Below are 17,956 nucleotides of genomic sequence, written 5' to 3' on the forward strand. Positions count from 1 at the left end.
GCTCCGTTCAAGCCGGGGCGCGCTTCGCAAAATAGAAAGTTTTGTTATTAAATTTTCACATCAGCATCCAATCAATTTTCCTGATTTATTAAATCCATTTTCATAAAATTAAGTCCGATTACATTGTCAGGCTGAGCGGAGTCGAAGTCTTTCTCAATAGAAATAATCTTTTCTCTATTTTCTTTCCTCTACTCAAGCGGATTTTTTTATATTTATGAACTTAGAAACTGAAAGACAAAAACTCAATTTTATGATTGATAAAAGAGTGAAAAACGCCCAGGAAGCGGTAAAAGATATAGAAAGCGGAATGACGATAATGCTAGGCGGATTCGGTCTTTGCGGAATTCCGGAGAATTGCATCACAGAATTGGTCAACAAAAATGTGACGGATTTGACCTGCATCTCCAACAATGCTGGCGTCGACGACTTCGGATTGGGATTACTTTTGCAGAAAAAACAAATAAAAAAAATGATTTCTTCTTATGTTGGAGAAAACGCAGAATTCGAACGTCAAATGCTCTCCGGAGAATTGGAAGTCGAACTCACGCCACAAGGCACACTTGCCGAAAAATGCAGAGCCGCACAAGCCGGAATTCCCGCATTTTATACGCCAACAGGATTTGGAACCGAAATCGCTGAAGGCAAAGAAGTCAAAGATTTTGATGGAAAACCACACATTTTGGAACACGCTTACAAAGCAGAATTCTCCATCGTAAAAGCCTGGAAAGGTGACCACGCAGGAAACTTGATTTTCAAAGGTTCAGCCCGTAATTTCAATTTTCCAATGGCAGGCGCCGGAAAAATTACGATTGCAGAAGTAGAAGAGTTGGTAGAACCCGGAAAGTTGGATCCGAACGAAATCCACATTCCAGGAATTATGGTTCAAAGGATTTTCCAAGGCGAGAATTATGAGAAAAGGATAGAGCAGAGGACTGTGAGGAAGAAAGATTAAAAAACAAAACCGTTTCATTATAAAATGAAGCGGTTTTTTTTATAATTAGTTGAATTCTCTTTGAAGAATTGAACTATATACTTTCCCATATATTTTTTTTGTCAATGGTCAAGAGTTTTCCTTCTTTTTTCTCTTTTCGAGCTTCGGTTATTTTCTTTTCGAGTTCAGTGTTTATGGGTTCAATTTCATTTTTTTCATATCTGAACTGGATTTTCATTTCTTCCAGCAATAATTTGAGCAAATGTAATTGCTTTTCATTTTTAGGCGTGATTAAAATGTTGTCCATAATCCTGTTTTTTACAAAGTTATTGATTTTTAAAATCCTTAAATTTAAAATTACAAAATTTTCTTCAAATAAGCTTGTGATCTATTATTGTTAGATTTAGATAATGAAACGAACGAAATCCACATTCCCGGAATTATGGTTCAAAGGATTTTCCAAGGCGAGAATTATGAGAAGAGGATAGAGCAGAGGACTGTGAGGAAGAGATAAAAAATGCGCTGAGTTTTTCCGGCGCATTTTTTATAAATAATTATTGAATTTTGGTTTTAAAGTAACCTCTGCCTTTATGTATGGATTTTTGGTTTCCTTCCATTTCTAAAGACGAAAAATCAATGAATCCAAAAATACTATCTCCTTTCTTATAATTAGTCTTATCTAATACAAGTCTTTGATTATGAAAAAAATGTTTTGGAGTTGGTTGTTGTATTTCTTTTCCATTATCATCCACAAATATTGCTATATTATCAGTTTCATAATATGGTACAATATTATATTTTTTGTCATAATATAATATTTCGAATCCCTTCGATGAAAAACCAGTTGAAAAACCGATGTTAATATTTAAAGTATCATTTACGATTTTTGCTTCACATATATTCTTATTGTAATCATTATCATAGATTACAAAAGAAGTTTTTTTGTTGATAGACATAGAATCATCGTAAAATTCTTCTGGATCATAAAACTTATTCATTAGTTTCATACTATCATTATTAGAAATTTTTTCATCAAAAACCGTTTGATTCCAGTCTTGTTTTTTATGACAAGATATAATAATTGATAGAATACTGAATATAATAACTTTATGTAAATTATTCATTTTGTTATGTATGTTACACTTAAAAGCTAAATATATCTAATTATGACGTTAAATAATAATCGGTGTTAAGACTTCCTCTCCCCAATCTGCTGTCTCCACATCGCATAATACAAACCTTTTTCGGCAATCAGATTGTCGTGGGAACCCATTTCTATGACTTGTCCGCGTTCCAAAACGTAGATTCTGTCGGCGTGCATTATGGTGCTCAATCGGTGGGCGATGAGAACGGTGATTTGTTCTTTTTGTTCAGAAATATCTTTGATGGTGGTTGTGATTTCTTCTTCCGTGATGCTGTCCAAAGCAGAAGTGGCCTCATCAAAAATCAAGAGATGCGGTTTTCTTAATAAAGCTCTTGCAATGGCAATTCTCTGTTTTTCGCCACCGCTTAATTTCAAGCCACCTTCGCCGATGACTGTTTCGATGCCTTTTTCGGCGCGTTCCAATAAGCCAGTGCAACTTGATTTTTTCAAGGCCATTTGGATGTCAGCTTCCGTGGCGTCGGGATTTACGAAAAGAAGATTTTCTCGGATGGTTCCAGCGAAAAGTTGCGTGTCTTGGGTCACAAAACCGATTTGATTTCTCAATTCATCAAAATCGAATTCTTTCCCATTGATTTCATTATAAAAAATATTCCCTTCCTGAGCGCGGTAAAGTCCCACCAAAAGTTTCACCAACGTACTTTTCCCGGAACCACTTGGCCCGACAAACGCTATCGTTTCGCCATTTTTGACATCAAATGAAATATTGTTCAAAGCTTTGTATTGCGCAGACTGATGTTTGAATGAAACGTGCCTGAATTCCAGTTCCTCAATCGCACCAATTTGTTTTGGGGTCAAAGGCTTTTCTTCGACTGGCTTTTTCATCAGGTTATCGAAGTTTTTTAAGGAAGCTTCGGCTTCACGATACGAAATAATAATGTTTCCAATCTCCTGCATCGGACCGAAAATAAAGAATCCGTAGAACATCAATGACAAATATTGTCCAGGCGTCACGATATTCCTGAAAATCAAATATAGAAGCGTTAACGTAATCAACTGCTGAAGAAAATTCACCATCGTGCCTTGGATGAAACTTAATGAACGAATGCTTTTGACTTTCTTTAATTCTAGTCCGAGGATTTTGTAAGTATTGTTATTCAGTCGTTTAACTTCTTGTTTGGTTAATCCTAAACTTTTTACAATTTCGATATTTCTCAAACTTTCCGTTGTGCTTCCTGCCAAACTTGTGGTTTCTGTAACAATTGTTTTTTGAATATTTTTAATTCTTTTGCTTAATAGATTTGTGATAAAAGCAATGAGAAAGATTCCGACCACATAAACCGGCATTATCGACCAATGCAAGCGAATCGCATAAACGGAAACGAAAATAATACTCACCAAAATTCCAAAGAAAATATTGATGAAATTGGTAATAAACTTCACCGAATCTTCTCTAACCTTGGTCAAAATCGATAAAGTCTCGCCACTTCTCTGGTCTTCAAATTCCTGATAAGGCAGCGCCATCGAATGCTGTAAACCATCCGTGAAAATATTTGCCCCAAATTTCTGCGTAATTACACTTACCACATAATCCTGAAATGCTTTGGCAATACGGCTTATCATCGCAGTCCCAATTAATAAACCAAGAAAATAAAACGCACCGTGGAAAACATCATTCCCATAAAGAAATTGATTCAGGTTTCTGGGCATCAATTTTTCTTTATCGAAAAAGTTGGGATGTGTGACCAATTGGTCGAGAATATTTCCTGTGATAGCGGGCGCAAACAAAGAAAAAACCTGGTTGATTGTTGCTAAAACTAACGAAGTAATCAACAACCATTTGTGAGGTTTGAGATAATGTAATAATGTCTTCATAATAATTGGTGCAAAATTACTGATATAAATCTGAAGCATTTCTCTGTAAACCTAATTTTATATATATTGCAGTTATAAGTTTTTACTATGTTGACCAAAGAACAAATCGCACAGCGCATCTCCAAAGAAGTGAAAGACGGCTACTACGTAAACCTCGGAATCGGGATTCCGACATTGGTGGCAAACTACGTTCCAGACAATCTTTCCGTAGAATTCCAAAGTGAAAATGGCGTTCTAGGAATGGGACCTTTTCCGTTCGAAGGCGAAGAAGATGCAGACCTTATCAATGCTGGAAAACAAACCATCACGATTCTGCCAGGCGGTTCTTTTTTTGATTCGGCTTTCAGTTTCGGGATGATTAGAAGTCAAAAAGTTGACCTCACAATTCTCGGCGCAATGGAAGTTTCCGAAAACGGCGATATTGCCAACTGGAAAATTCCGGGAAAAATGGTGAAAGGAATGGGCGGCGCAATGGATTTGGTGGCCTCTGCAGAAAATATCATCGTTGCAATGATGCACGTGAACAAAGCTGGAGAATCCAAGATTTTAAAGAATTGTACATTGCCTTTGACAGGTGTGAATTGTGTTAAAAAGGTAGTGACAGAATTAGCCGTTTTGGAATTTACCGACAAAGGTTTCAAACTTCTGGAAAGAGCTCCTGGAATTTCCGTTGATGATATCATCAAAGCAACAGAAGCGGAATTGATCATCGAGGGTGATATTCCGGAAATGCAATTTTAGAAGATTAAAATGTTAAAAATAAAATTCGCAAAGTGAAAACTCTGCGAATTTTATTTTGATACAAGTTTATATATCAATTACAAGTAATTATCAACGTAAGCAGTTTTAAATATTTAAATCATTAATCAACAATCTGCACTGTCCAGTCAGCTTTCCATTCTTCATTCTTCTCCAACTTCAAAATCCCAAATTTCTCTGTCAATTCCTGATTATGATCTTCAAGATCTGCAATGCCCTGCCAAGGTTCCAGACAAACAAAATCCGCGTTTTTTGCGGCCCAAATTCCGAAATAAGGAAAGTTGGAAAATGTAAAAATAACTTTGTGATTGTTTCGATTATTTCTCAAAATCAATTCCTTACTTTTCATATTTGTCATTACCCAAGCATCCTTGGCGAACAATTCGTAGGAAAGTGGAAGTGTTTTATTTTCCAGATTAATTGTTTTGGTTTCTTTGCTGATTAGATTATCAATCAGAGGATGGATTTCCAGCTTATCATCATCAGAAAAAGTGATTTCATAATCATCATATTTGAGTCCATTCTTCGTGTCAATCGCAAATCCGGGATGTGCACCCAAAGAAAAATACATTTCTTTTTGGGAAGTGTTTTTCACATTATATGAAACCGTCAGTCTATTTTTAATCAAAGTATATTTAATTTCCAAACTGAATTCGAAAGGGTAAAATTTCAATGTTTCTTCATCCGAATTTAATTCAAAAATAATTTCAGTTTCTGATGAATTTTTCACTTCAAAGAATTTTCTTCGTGCAAAACCGTGTCTTGGCATTTCGTAAGTTTTACCTTCGAAAATATATTGATCATTTTTCAAAGCGCCAACCGTCGGGAAAAGAACCGGGCTTTTTCCACCCCAAAAATCGGGATTTCCTTCCCACACTAGTTCTTTTTCGGTTTGAAGATTGATAAGCGAAATGAGTTCTGCTCCAAGTTCGTTGAAAGTTGCTTTTAAAAGGTCATTTTCTAAAGTGATCATTCATTTTAATTTGTGCTAAAATTACAAAAGCTTTTATACGGACGAAATTTTTAACACAAAAAATCAACATTTTTTTATACACAATATTTTGCTAAATTGCCGTTTTATAAGCAAGAATGAGAGGATTTAATTTTCTGAAGAGGATCAACAGTTGGGTGGTATATTTTATACTCACAGCTATCGTTTTTGGGATTGCAATCTCTTCATTTATCCTGATCAATCAGATGAGGGAACAGGAAATCAAAAAAGTGGAGCTGATTGCAACTGCTCTTAAAGCTTATACTGATGACGAAATCTCCGCTGATCCCAAAATACAAGAATTGTATCTTGCTGTGATGCAGGATAATACCAATTTGCCAATTGTTGTAACAGACAAATATAAAACACCGATTTTCCAGGCCAATGTTCCCGAACATATAGAACAGGATTCTGTAAAGCTGAAAAACCTGATCCGGAAAATGGAAAATTCTTATGAGCCATTTGTCGTGGAATTGCCTTCAAAACAAAATCAGTATATCTATTATGACAACTCAGATCTGCTGAATTATTTCCGGTTTTACCCTTATGTTATTGCTTTATTTATAGGTGCTTATCTTATTTTTTCATTTTGGTTTCTGAGAACTTTAAAGAAAACCGATGAAGGTTTTGTCTGGGCAGGTTTGGCGAAGGAAACGGCGCACCAGATTGGGACCCCTTTGTCTTCAATGATCGGTTGGGTCGAGATTATGAAGCTGGAAGATGAAAACGGTTTGGGCGTGAAGGAACTCGAAAAAGATGTTGACCGACTGAAGACCATTTCCGAAAGATTCTCAAAAATAGGTTCGATTCCGGCACTTAATGATCTCGATATCAATGAAACTGTTCAGCAGAATTTCGATTATTTAAAATCCAGGATTTCTACAAGGGTTAATTTCACTTTGAGAAAAACTTACGAACCGATTCTGATTCCACACAGTAGAATTTTGATGAGTTGGGTGATAGAAAACTTAATCAAAAATGCCGTAGATGCGATGAAAGGAGAAGGGAAACTGGAATTGTCACTATATAAAAAAAATAGAAGCGTTTACATAGATGTGACCGATACCGGAAGCGGAATGACAAAACAACAAGTCCGAAATGCCTTCAAACCAGGATTTTCCACCAAGAAACGTGGCTGGGGATTAGGCCTTTCTTTAACGAAAAGAGTTGTTACAGAATATCACAAAGGCGAAGTGAAAATTGCACAATCCGAAGTTGGAAAAGGAACAACTTTCAGAATTATTTTGAAGGAAAAGCAGAAATAAATTTTATAATTATCTCAAAAAATCAATAGTTTTTCTGTTGATTTCAAAATCCCTATCTTTGCCGATTGAAACTGAAAAGAAATTCAATTCTTTCAGTTTCATTTTACCACTTTAAAAATAAATTTTCCCAGATGAAAACCACTTTTGCAGACTTCGATTTACCGGAAAAGATTCTGGACGTTCTTGCCGATCTCAACCTTTTTGAACCAACACCTATTCAGGAAAAAAGCATCGGTCCGATACTTTCCGGACGCGATGTGATGGGAATAGCCCAAACCGGAACAGGGAAAACTTTGGCCTACACACTTCCGGTTCTTAAAACCTGGAAATACAACAAAACAGGAAACCCAACGGTTTTGGTTTTGGTTCCAACAAGAGAATTGGTGGTTCAGGTAGCAGAAGTGATCACAAAAATGACGGAAAATCTGACCGCAAGAGTAATCGGAATCTATGGTGGAAAAAACATCAATACACAAAAATTATTATTCAATGACGGTTGCGACATCTTGGTGGGAACGCCAGGTAGAGTAATGGATCTTGCGATTGACAATGCCATTTCTTTGAAGGAAGTAGGCAAATTGATCATCGATGAGTTTGACGAAATGCTAAATCTTGGTTTCCGTCCACAACTCACGCACATCTTCGAAATGATGAAGGAGAAAAGACAAAACATCCTTTTTTCTGCAACGATGACAGATGCTGTAGATGCTTTGTTGAACGAATATTTCGCTGGTCCAATTGAGATTTCACTGGCTAGGTCAGGAACACCTTTGGAGAAGATTTCACAATCTGCAGTTCCGGTTGAGAATTTCAACACCAAACTGAATTTATTAATTCACCTTCTTAAAACAGAAACAGATCTAGAAAAAATTCTAATTTTCGCTAATAATAAAAAACACGCCGATCTCATCTTCGAAAAACTGAATGTCGAATTTCCAGACCAATTTGGTGTCATTCACTCGAACAAATCTCAGAATTTCAGATTAAGAGTAATGCAGGAATTCACGAATGAAGAATTGCGAGGCGTTATCACAACGGATATTATGGCGAGAGGTCTGGATATTCCGGATATTTCGCACGTTTTCAACTTCGAGATTCCAGAAGTTCCTGAACAGTACATTCACAGAATTGGTAGAACAGGTAGAGCGGACAAAGAAGGAATCTCCATAAGTTTCTTTACGAAAAAAGAAGAATCTCAGCTTTTGGACATCGAACTTTTGATGGACAGAGAAATCAAAAAAACTGAATTTCCGGAAGCAGTCACAATTTCCAAAGTAAAAATCGCATCGGAACAGGAAGAAGTGAAGATGAAATTCTTAACTACGGCAAAACTGAACGAAGGCGATTCTGCTTTCCACGAGAAAAAAGCCAAGAACAAGAAAACCAATCTTGGCGGACCAAGCAAAAGAAAAGAACCGAAGAAATTCGGAGCGAACAGAGCTCAGCAAAAACAAAAATCCATTGCTAAGAGAAAGAAATAAAAAAGAGATTCCAAATTTGGAATCTCTTTTTAGTTTGTTATGACTATAATTTCAAATTATAATTTAGTAGATTTTTTAATGATTTTAGGAAGATTACCATCCAGATCTTTCAATAATTCTTCTAAAGCACTTTCGCACATAGGAAGGATTTTGTCCGGAGACATTACAGGAATTCCGCCAACCATAACGCCTGTTTTCTTAGAATCTGCACTTTCATTGATAACCCAGACTTTGTTTCCGTTTTTGTCATACAATGCAATTCTTGCAAAAGCTTTCATTTTTACAGTTGCCATTCCGCCAATACCAAATCCTTTTTTCAGAGAGAAATAGATCTCGGTAAACAAAACACCATCAGCCTGATCTTTGAAAATATTGGCAACGCCTACTTCATTTGCTTTTCCATTGAAACCTTCATAGATGTATTTGTAGTTTTTATAAACAGTATATTTTTTCAAATCTTCTTCTGTTGCAGCATATTTCGGAGTGAAATCTATGTATTGCTGATTGGATGTTACTGCATCTTCCGGTAATAATTTGAAAGGAAATTTAGAAGCGTAATCATTGAAAAAAGCGTTGTGGTATTTTTCCAAAATCGGATTCAGATTGAATTTAGGATTATCTCTAAGGTTAAGAATATTATTGATAAGTTCTTCACTACCTAATCCAAGTTCCTTATAATCTATCATTCTGTTGGAATAAAAAGATACTACGGCTACTTTCTTGTCCTGAGAAAATAAATTCATCGAAAGACTGAAAAATAAAATAATTGCTAAAAAATGTTTTAAATGTTTCATAATTTAATTTGTTTATTGTTTTCTGTTATTGTTTTGTTTTTAATTCGGCTAAACTATTGAAATATATTTAATTGAGGAAATTAATATTAATTAATGAAGAATTCAACTCACAAATAAAAAAATCCTCAGAAAAGTCTAAGGATTTTTAGTTTATTGTTTTTTATAAATTTTAAGGATTTTATCGGGAATTCCATCGCCATCTTGGTCCATATTATCACTCACCAAGATTTGCAGCTCCGTTTTTGTCAAAGAATAGACATTGATTACATCTTGTGTCAAACCATCAAGTTTATAAGTGATTTTCTGTTCGGATTCATTATAGATATAATCCATTTCTTCCGGGAAACTAGTATTGCCACACTGTCCGGTTTGAATATTGAGGAAATATTCTCCTACAAACTTCCCATTTTCTCTATATGTGTATTTTGATTTTCTGATACAGTCAGTTTCCGGGATTGTATTAGAAAAAATTACAGAATCATCTTTTCCGGAAATAGCTTTATAATCAGTAGTTTTCCAGGTTCCTACGATTAAAGATTCTTCTTTTTCATCATCATCTTTCCTACAAGAAACAATTGATAATGAAACTAAAGCAATTATAATTAGTTTTTTCAAGGTATTAATTTTCTACAAATAAAATGAAAATTAATTTAACAATGAAATCTAACTCCTAATCCACTTCCAAATCTCCTTCAAAGTCGCCTTGTTCCCATACATCAAAATCCCGACTCTGTAGATTTTCGCCGCAATAAAAACCATTAATAGAGTAGAAGCGATCAATAAAAATATAGATAACAAAATTTCCCAAAGCGGAACACCAAACGGAATCCTCGCAATCATTGCAACCGGCGACGTAAACGGAATGATGGACAACCAAAAAGCCATCGGACCATCCGGATTATTCATTATCGTGAAACTTCCATAAAGACCCAACATCAGAGGAACAACAGCAAATAAAGTAAATTGCTGCGTCTCAGTTTCATTATCAACCGCACTTCCAATTGCCGCATACATCGAACTGTAGAAGATGTAACCGAACAAAAAGAAAAACACGAAAACGCCGATGATTCCTACATAATTCATATCCAAAAGAATGTGCGAAACTTCCGTCGCAATTTGTTGAATGTCCAAGTTTTTAAGAACACCTTCATCTCCAGCCGGAATATTTTTCTGCATCGCCGAGAATCCTGTATTCAGGACAATAGCCGCCGTTACGGTCATCGCAATCCAAACGATGAACTGCGTCAATGCCACCAAAGTCACACCCAAGATTTTTCCCATCATCAACTCAAATGGTTTCACAGATGAAATAATAATTTCCACAACGCGGTTGTTTTTCTCCTCCAAAACGCTTCGCATCACACGAACACCATAGATGATAATGAACATAAATACAACATACATCAATCCCATACTCAGCGCAGTTTTGATGCCGAATGCAAGGTCGCTTTCCGGCTTGTCGCTTTCCGTTACGTTTTGAGAAATCAGTTTGAAATTCTTATCAAGATTCACAATTCTATCTTCCTTGATTCCAAGTTGTTTGATTTTTTCTTTCTTCAGAATATTACTCAAATCAGCCGAAACTGCAACTTTCGTATCCATCCCGATTTTCTTGTTGGTCAACAGTTTTGTTCCGCTTTCCAAAGCATCAAAATTCATTTCTTTCAGTTCCGGGATGATGAGTAAGCCGTCTGTTCCCTTCAAATCTTTCAGGTTTTTGACGAGTGTATTTTCAGTATTTTCAGGCACAAAAGTATAAGTGATTTCTTTCGTCGATTTCAATTGACCAGCGAAAAGTCCGCTTTTGTCCACCACATCAAAATGATATTCCGCTTCATTGGCCTTGAACATAAAACCAATCAAAACTCCGAAACCAACCATCAAAAGTGGCGCAAGAATCGTCAGAATAATAAAAGATTTCTTCTTGACCTGCGTCAAAAATTCTCTCTTGGTAATTAAATATATATTTTTCATTTATTGTAAAAAGTAAAATGTAGTAAGTAGAATCATTTATCAATTATCATTCATTAATTATGACTGCACCGCATTAATAAAAACCTCATTCATACTAGGAATCTTCTCGTTGAAAGTCCGTATCGTTCCCGTCTTCACCAAATCCTGAAGCAGGATATTTTGATTCTCAGAATTCTTCAGTTCAAAATGAAACAAACCATTGTTCGTCGTCATATTTTCAATCTGATATTTTCTCGTCAGTTCCTCCAGGCTTTCCGAATTCGTATCCGCCAAAACCACAGAGAAAACGTTCTGTTTGAATTGCTCGCGAACATCAAAAACTTTCCCGTCCAAAACCTTTTTAGAATTGTTGATCAGCGCCACAAAATCACACATTTCTTCCACACTTTCCATTCGGTGCGTCGATAGGATGATGGTCGTTCCCTCATTTTTCAATCGGATGATTTGGTCTTTGATGAGGTTCGCATTCACAGGGTCAAAACCCGAAAAAGGCTCATCTAGAATTAACAACTTCGGGCGATGTAAAACCGTCACCACAAACTGGATTTTCTGCGCCATCCCTTTCGACAGTTCGCTCAACTTTTTTTTCCACCATTGATCGATGTTCAGTTGCTCAAACCAGAATTTCGCTTGCGAAAGCGCTTCCGCTCGCGACATTCCTTTCAGTTCTCCAAAATACAGAAGCTGGTCGCCCACCGTCATATTCTTGTAAAGTCCGCGTTCCTCCGGCATATAGCCGATGTTTCGGATGTGCTCCGGATTCAGTTCCTTACCATCAATCCAGACCTTGCCTTCGTCCGCCTGCGTAATTTGATTAATAATTCGGATAAACGAAGTTTTGCCCGCGCCATTCGGACCCAAAAGCCCATAAATACTGGCAGTTGGCACCTCTAGAGAAAAATCCTGAAGCGCAATTTTCTTTCCCGCGTTGTATGTTTTTTTGATATTTTCAGCTTTCAGCATTGATAATCTGTAATAAAAAATGAATAATTAATTTTTGGGAGCATCAAGTTTTGTCTCCTATTCAATTGTCCAACCCGCTGTCCGCTGTATCTTTTTTTGCTATGAAGCTTTGTCATCAAAACAAAATTGAGTCAAAGCAAAAAAAGGATGCCGCTACCATCGGGGCTATGTTGAGGTTTTATACTTCTTTTCAACGATTTTTAAAACCTCACAAAATTAGTTCATTAATCTCAAAAATGTTACAGAAATACTTCGTAATTCAACTGTACTTTATCATTGAATTCGTAAAATGTAAAATCACATCGAATCAAAAAGTTCTATGCCAGAATTATTCAGAAATACAACTTCACTATATTAATGACGAAATAAGCTTGTGTGATAACTTGCTGATTTATAACAAAATAGATTCATCTGCCTCATCGTAATGAATCAACGGCTCAACGTAATGAATCACTAGCTCAACGTAATAAATCACTGACCTAATGTAATGAATCAACGGCGCAACGTAATAAATCAATGACTTAACATAGTGAATCATCGATCTAGCGAAATTAATCAACGAGGCTTTGTAATGAATCAACGTCTTATTGAAACGTGTTTGCGAACATTTTCAAGATATTGACTTAAGTATTACAATAAAATCAATAGGGTTGGAGTTCAGTCCGATTAAAAAGTATAACATAGAATTGGCTTTAGCAGAAACTTGAGTTTTGTTTTCATTGCTTTGTCAAAGTTCAAAACTTTGACAAGGCTTTTCATCAACTTCAAATCTTCAAGGTTTTAAAAATCAACTTTTAAAAAATTGTAATCATGCAACGAGATATGATGCCGTACCTCCGGCACTCTTTTTTTTGGCTTTGCAATTTCTACAAATATATTGCTCCTAGCGGAGCATCAAAAAGATTGCTGATTTTTCACAAAAAAGCTCCATTGGGAGCGGAATGTTTGTAGAAATTATTTCTTTCACAGAGTAGAAGCTCCGTAGGAGCGATACGATTTGATATCTCATTTATCATTCCAATTTTCAATTGAAATACGGATGTCTCATCAAAAATCAATTTTCACAAAGCTTTATTAATTCTTAAATTAGCCAACCAAAACTAATCCGCAAAAGCTAATAGCTAAAAGCCGATTGTCAAAAGCCACATTATGACTCAAGAATTTTTGGGAAATTCCCAATTCAACATATCAAACCAAGCGGTTTCCGCAAGCTGTCCGTCCAATATTGCACTCATTAAATATTGGGGAAAATACGAAAACCAAATCCCTGCAAATCCCAGCATCAGCTACACTTTGAATCATTGCAGAACCAATACTTCAATGGAGTTTTTTGCAGGAGAAGAATTTTCGGTTCATACTTTTTTATCCGGAAATGAGGAGCAGAAATTCGCTGAAAAAATCGAAAAATATTTCAAAAATATCGAGCAATATCTCCCTTGGATTCTAAAAGGAAGATACATCATCAAAACAGAAAATACCTTTCCGCACAGTTCAGGAATTGCAAGTTCCGCTTCAGGTTTCGGCGCGATTGCAAAATGCCTGATGAATCTGAATGATATTTTTTCAGGAAATTCAGATTCAAATTTTAAAACAAAAAAAGAAAGTTTCTTAGCTAGATTGGGAAGTGGAAGTGCGTCCAGAAGTCTGTACGAAGGTTTGGTAGTTTGGGGAAAAACCGAAGAAGTGGAAGGGAGTTCAGACCTATTCGCTGTTCCCTATAATAACAACGAAATCCATCCAATCTTCAAAAACTTTCGCGATTGGGTTTTGCTCATTCACGAAGGTCAGAAATCCGTTTCATCCACCGTTGGTCACGGCTTGATGAAGACCAATCCTTACGCCGAAAGACGTTTTCAGGAAGCGCACGAAAACTTCGCAAAATTGAAAACCATCCTCGCAACAGGCGATATGGAAGGTTTCATCCAACTTGTAGAACACGAAGCGTTGACACTTCACGCTATGATGATGATGAGCGAACCGGCTTTCATCCTGATGCAGACCGGAACGTTACAGGTCATCAACAAAATTTGGGAATTCAGAAAAATCACAGGTTTGGCTTTGTTTTTTACTTTGGATGCTGGCGCAAACGTTCATTTGCTCTTCCCGAATGATATTGATAACAAAAAAATTACAGATTTTATCACGACAGAGCTGATTCCATTGACGCAGAATGGCGGTATTGTGAAGGATGTGATGAAGTTTTAATTTGTAAAATGTATTATGTACAAAGTAAAATGTACTTAATATTTTATATATTCTACTTTATAAAAAAGAAAATTATGAAAAAACTCCCTCTAATATTTCTAATAATTATTTCCATTTCCGGAATTGCACAAACTGTAAAAGAACCAAAAAATAATCCGAAAGATTGGTCGCAACCTTACGAACCTTTTAGAATTGTAGGAAATTTGTATTACGTTGGAACTTACGATTTGGCTTCTTATCTCATTGTCACGGACAAAGGAAACATCCTTATCAACACAGGTTTGGCAGATTCTTATCCTCAAATCAAAGCGAATATTGAGAAATTAGGATTCAAATATAAAGACACGAAAATCCTGACTTTGACCCAGGCACATTTCGACCATATGGGTGCGATGGCCGATATTAAAAAAGAAACGGGCGCAAAACTTTATGTTGACGAAGCAGATGTTGCAGAACTGAAATCTGGCGGAAAATCAGATTATGAATTGGGAAAATATGGCATGACTTTCAAACCATTAAATCCTGATTTTCTTCTGAAAAATAATGGCAAAATCAAATTAGGAAATACGACTTTGACTTTGCTTCATCATCCAGGACATACGAAAGGCTCGTGCAGTTTTATCTTCGAAACGAAAGATGAAAATGGAAAATACAAATTTTTGATTGCGAATATGCCTTCTATAATTATTGACCACAAGTTCTCTGATGTGAAAGCTTATCCGACCATCCAAAAAGATTATGCCTACACTTTGGAAGCGATGAAAAAACTGGATTTTGATGTTTGGGTCGCTTCTCACGCCAGCCAATTCGACCTTCACAAAAAACGAAAAGAAGGCGATGCTTATAATCCAAAACTGTTTATGGATAAGGAAAATTATTTCAAAAGTTTGAAAGATTTGGAAGATGATTATTTGGAAAAGGTTAAAGAGGAATCTCAAACAAAAGAAATCTATTAGAATCGGCGTTTATCAAAGAAAAGAATGAGAAATAAATTTCTACTCTGTAATTTTGTTTTTGTTTTCAGTTTAATTGTACTTTTTCTAAATGACCATTTTTTGAAATTGTATTTTCATAATTGGTTTACTGGGAAATTGTCTGATGTTGCAGGGATTATTTTGCTTCCTCTTTTGCTGAGTTTCTTATTTCCGAAAATTCGTCATCATTCTATTTACATTACAGGATTGTTTTTTACATTTTGGAAATCTTCGTATTCAGAGAAATTCATTGAGTTCTATAATGTAATTTCGCCCATTTCGATTCATCGTGTTGTAGATTACACAGATCTGTTGACTGTTGTTTTTCTTTTTATTCCTTATTATTTTATTACAGATCAGGATAAAATAGAGGCATTTGCGATTAGAAAGATTTCGCCAGCATTTCTTTTTTTTCCAAGTATTCTTATATTGATGTCAACTTCGCCAGGCCATTATTACTATTATGATCCAGAGACCGGAAATGTTAAGTTTACTAATTTTGATATTGTAGTTGACGGAAAAAATAAGCAGGAAGTTATTGAGGAATTCAAAAAGAAAAAAATTCTAATTCATAAAGATACTGTCAGGATTGTTAATTCTGGATATTATCAATTTGTCAATGGTAAACTCGAGCAAAAAAATCTACAATCAAAATCAGAACTTTATAAAATTAATCAGGATTCTTTAAAATTATCAATTTTCCGAGAGATAGAGAGAAGTGAATATTATATTATTGATTCTTTGAAAATTGGAGATGAAGTTATTAAGGAAATTAAATTCTATATGTATGATTTTACCGATAAGAAAAAAGGAAAATCTACAGGATTGAATGTTGGAAGCTTAAAAAGTGATAAGAGTCTAACAGAAAAAAAAGTAGAAAGGAAACTTAAAAAGATGTACAAAGAGGCTCTCAAATCGGAATTTAAAATAAACTAGTTATGCAAATACATCACATCGCCATCATCTGCTCAGATTACGACGTTTCCAAAAAATTCTACACCGAAGTTTTAGGCTTGAACATCATTCGTGAGGTTTATCGTGAAGCGAGGCAATCTTACAAATTAGATTTGGCAATCGGAGAACATTATGTCATCGAATTATTTTCGTTTCCAAATCCACCTGAACGACCTTCCAGACCAGAAAGTTGTGGACTTCGTCATTTGGCTTTTTCTGTTGACAACGTCGAAGAAAAAAGAAATGAATTAATAGAAAAAGGTTTGGATTGCGAAGACATCAGAATTGATGAGTTTACGGAGAAGAAATTCTTTTTTACAACCGACCCAGACAATTTGCCTTTGGAGTTTTACGAGAATTAGAGATGATATATTTAGAGATTTTAGACGTAGAGAGAATAGATTATTTGAAGAATCAAAAAATTATCATCTATAATTTATAATTAATGTGCGTAACCTGTTAAAAAACTTACGGTCATAATTGCCAGAACAATCATAGAAATCACAACATATACGTAATCTTTCTCCTTAAGATAGCCAATCAATGCAAAGATGATTCTTACCAGTGGTGTTAAAATCAGGAACAAAATTCCAAGCTGAATAATCGCCATTCCTTCGCCCTTCATCAGCGAGTTCCAGAACTGTCCCCAGACTTTTTCTGACGTTGTTCCCATATCCAGAAGTTTATATTTTTTCGGCATTACGAAACCTTCCATGAAAAGCTTAGTAAATCCAACCAAAGATGTTACAACAGAAAGCAGAACGCCTAATCTCAGTAGATTTCCGACAGAACGGTTAAGGTCTATGTCAGTAAAAGGTTTTGTTCTCATTAATTGAAATTTTTAGCAACGCCGTTGTACATCATATAAATTGAAAGCAAAGTAATAACAATTGCGAAAAACACCTTCAGTTTTTTTGTTTTTGAAATCATCAAAGTTTTTGAGCCGATAAAGCTTCCAACCACAACACCAATTAAAACAGGAGCTGCAATCACAGGAATAATTTGTCCTCTTTGAAAATAGATCATCGCTCCGGCAACCGCCGTTACGCCAATCATAAAATTACTCGTCGTAGTCGAAACTTTGAAGGGCAATTTCATCATATTATCCATCGCCAAAACTTTCAGTGCGCCAGAACCAATTCCTAAAAGTCCGGACATTGCACCAGCGAATATCATCATCAGAAATCCAGGAATTGTATTTCGTGAAGCATAATGCTTTATTCCATCTTTATCCGGAAAAGTGCCGTAGAGTTTCAGTTTGTCAGCGAGGCTTCCTTTTATAAGTTCTTCTTGATGATCAGGTTTTCCTTTTAGATTCAATAAAACAGTCAAAATCAGAATGCTTGCGAAGATGATTCCAATCGTGTTGGGGTTCAGAAACCCTGAAACTAATGCTCCTACAACGGCTCCGGCTGTAGTGGCAATTTCCAGAAACATCCCGATTCTCATATTCGTAAATCCTTCTTTTACAAAGGCAACAGCTGCGCCTGAGGAGGTTCCTATCACGGAAATAAGAGATGCTCCGATGGCATAATGCATTGGAACACCAAAACCGAGTGTAAGCAAAGGAATAATGATGACGCCGCCGCCCAATCCAGTAAGAGATCCCATCAATCCGGCTGCGATAGCTCCAATAAATAGAATTATGATTTCTGACATCCAGCAAATATAAAAGTATTGATTTGGGT

18 protein-coding genes and 1 pseudogene are annotated in these 17,956 nt (G+C 35.8%); 9 read left to right on the plus strand and 10 right to left on the minus strand.

The window, feature by feature from the left end:
* The first annotated feature begins 250 nt into the window (after positions 1 to 250).
* A complete protein-coding gene (locus OPU68_RS03000) occupies positions 251 to 952 on the plus strand; it encodes a CoA transferase subunit A (RefSeq protein ID WP_498472802.1) in 702 nt (233 codons plus the stop codon).
* A gap of 73 nt (positions 953 to 1,025) precedes the next feature.
* Here OPU68_RS03000 and OPU68_RS03005 read toward each other — a convergent pair whose 3' ends face one another.
* A complete protein-coding gene (locus tag OPU68_RS03005; protein ID WP_498472508.1) occupies positions 1,026 to 1,238 on the minus strand; it encodes a DUF2683 family protein in 213 nt (70 codons plus the stop codon).
* 105 nt (positions 1,239 to 1,343) lie between these two features.
* Between OPU68_RS03005 and OPU68_RS03010 the strand changes: the two are divergent.
* Positions 1,344 to 1,445, plus strand: a pseudogene (locus OPU68_RS03010) (succinyl-CoA--3-ketoacid-CoA transferase); the annotation flags it as partial.
* A gap of 40 nt (positions 1,446 to 1,485) precedes the next feature.
* Here OPU68_RS03010 and OPU68_RS03015 read toward each other — a convergent pair.
* On the minus strand, positions 1,486 to 2,055 hold the full coding sequence (locus tag OPU68_RS03015; protein WP_498472509.1) for a hypothetical protein: 570 nt from the start codon (positions 2,053 to 2,055) through the stop codon (positions 1,486 to 1,488).
* Between the two features lie 65 nt (positions 2,056 to 2,120).
* Positions 2,121 to 3,908 carry an ABC transporter ATP-binding protein gene (locus tag OPU68_RS03020; protein ID WP_498472511.1) on the minus strand — a complete coding sequence of 596 codons (1,788 nt, stop codon included), beginning with the start codon at positions 3,906 to 3,908 and terminating at the stop codon, positions 2,121 to 2,123.
* 87 nt (positions 3,909 to 3,995) lie between these two features.
* On the opposite strand from OPU68_RS03020, the gene OPU68_RS03025 reads away from it, so the two are divergent.
* Positions 3,996 to 4,649 (plus strand): CoA transferase subunit B, encoded by a 654-nt coding sequence (locus OPU68_RS03025; protein ID WP_498472512.1) that lies wholly within the window; start codon positions 3,996 to 3,998, stop codon positions 4,647 to 4,649.
* Positions 4,650 to 4,770: 121 nt separating this feature from the next.
* Here OPU68_RS03025 and OPU68_RS03030 read toward each other — a convergent pair whose 3' ends face one another.
* Positions 4,771 to 5,640 (minus strand): aldose 1-epimerase family protein, encoded by an 870-nt coding sequence (locus tag OPU68_RS03030; RefSeq protein ID WP_498472513.1) that lies wholly within the window; start codon positions 5,638 to 5,640, stop codon positions 4,771 to 4,773.
* A 116-nt stretch (positions 5,641 to 5,756) separates the two neighbouring features.
* On the opposite strand from OPU68_RS03030, the gene OPU68_RS03035 reads away from it, so the two are divergent.
* A complete protein-coding gene (locus OPU68_RS03035; protein ID WP_498472515.1) occupies positions 5,757 to 6,923 on the plus strand; it encodes a sensor histidine kinase in 1,167 nt (388 codons plus the stop codon).
* Between the two features lie 131 nt (positions 6,924 to 7,054).
* The gene (locus OPU68_RS03040; protein ID WP_498472516.1) at positions 7,055 to 8,404 is read left to right on the plus strand and encodes a DEAD/DEAH box helicase; all 1,350 of its coding nucleotides are present in this window, start codon (positions 7,055 to 7,057) and stop codon (positions 8,402 to 8,404) included.
* Between the two features lie 56 nt (positions 8,405 to 8,460).
* Here OPU68_RS03040 and OPU68_RS03045 read toward each other — a convergent pair whose 3' ends face one another.
* From OPU68_RS03045 to OPU68_RS03060, 4 genes are all read right to left on the minus strand, one after another.
* A complete protein-coding gene (locus OPU68_RS03045; protein WP_498472518.1) occupies positions 8,461 to 9,198 on the minus strand; it encodes a hypothetical protein in 738 nt (245 codons plus the stop codon).
* Positions 9,199 to 9,348: 150 nt separating this feature from the next.
* A complete protein-coding gene (locus tag OPU68_RS03050; RefSeq protein ID WP_498472519.1) occupies positions 9,349 to 9,813 on the minus strand; it encodes a lipocalin-like domain-containing protein in 465 nt (154 codons plus the stop codon).
* 48 nt (positions 9,814 to 9,861) lie between these two features.
* Positions 9,862 to 11,172, minus strand: coding sequence for an ABC transporter permease (locus tag OPU68_RS03055; protein WP_498472520.1), 1,311 nt, complete (start codon positions 11,170 to 11,172; stop codon positions 9,862 to 9,864).
* A 57-nt stretch (positions 11,173 to 11,229) separates the two neighbouring features.
* Positions 11,230 to 12,135, minus strand: a complete 906-nt coding sequence (locus OPU68_RS03060; protein WP_498472521.1) for an ABC transporter ATP-binding protein — start codon at positions 12,133 to 12,135, stop codon at positions 11,230 to 11,232.
* A gap of 1,149 nt (positions 12,136 to 13,284) precedes the next feature.
* On the opposite strand from OPU68_RS03060, the gene OPU68_RS03065 reads away from it, so the two are divergent.
* The 4 genes from OPU68_RS03065 (at position 13,285) to gloA2 (ending at position 16,630) form a co-directional block, all read left to right on the plus strand.
* Positions 13,285 to 14,340 (plus strand): diphosphomevalonate decarboxylase, encoded by a 1,056-nt coding sequence (locus tag OPU68_RS03065; protein WP_498472522.1) that lies wholly within the window; start codon positions 13,285 to 13,287, stop codon positions 14,338 to 14,340.
* Between the two features lie 74 nt (positions 14,341 to 14,414).
* On the plus strand, positions 14,415 to 15,296 hold the full coding sequence (gene blaESP, locus OPU68_RS03070; protein WP_498472523.1) for an ESP-1 family subclass B3 metallo-beta-lactamase: 882 nt from the start codon (positions 14,415 to 14,417) through the stop codon (positions 15,294 to 15,296).
* Between the two features lie 24 nt (positions 15,297 to 15,320).
* Positions 15,321 to 16,250 carry a hypothetical protein gene (locus OPU68_RS03075; RefSeq protein ID WP_498472524.1) on the plus strand — a complete coding sequence of 310 codons (930 nt, stop codon included), beginning with the start codon at positions 15,321 to 15,323 and terminating at the stop codon, positions 16,248 to 16,250.
* 2 nt (positions 16,251 to 16,252) lie between these two features.
* Positions 16,253 to 16,630, plus strand: coding sequence for an SMU1112c/YaeR family gloxylase I-like metalloprotein (gene gloA2 / locus OPU68_RS03080; RefSeq protein ID WP_498472525.1), 378 nt, complete (start codon positions 16,253 to 16,255; stop codon positions 16,628 to 16,630).
* Between the two features lie 80 nt (positions 16,631 to 16,710).
* On the opposite strand, the gene OPU68_RS03085 is transcribed toward gloA2, so the two are convergent.
* Together OPU68_RS03085 and OPU68_RS03090 are read right to left on the minus strand one after the other, a co-directional pair.
* The gene (locus tag OPU68_RS03085) at positions 16,711 to 17,097 is read right to left on the minus strand and encodes a DUF1634 domain-containing protein (protein ID WP_498472526.1); all 387 of its coding nucleotides are present in this window, start codon (positions 17,095 to 17,097) and stop codon (positions 16,711 to 16,713) included.
* Positions 17,097 to 17,927, minus strand: a complete 831-nt coding sequence (locus OPU68_RS03090; RefSeq protein WP_498472528.1) for a sulfite exporter TauE/SafE family protein — start codon at positions 17,925 to 17,927, stop codon at positions 17,097 to 17,099. The genes OPU68_RS03085 and OPU68_RS03090 overlap by 1 nt, the downstream gene beginning before the upstream one ends.
* Between the last annotated feature and the right edge of the window lie 29 nt (positions 17,928 to 17,956).

This window comes from Chryseobacterium sp. TB1-D10, assembly GCF_059803555.1.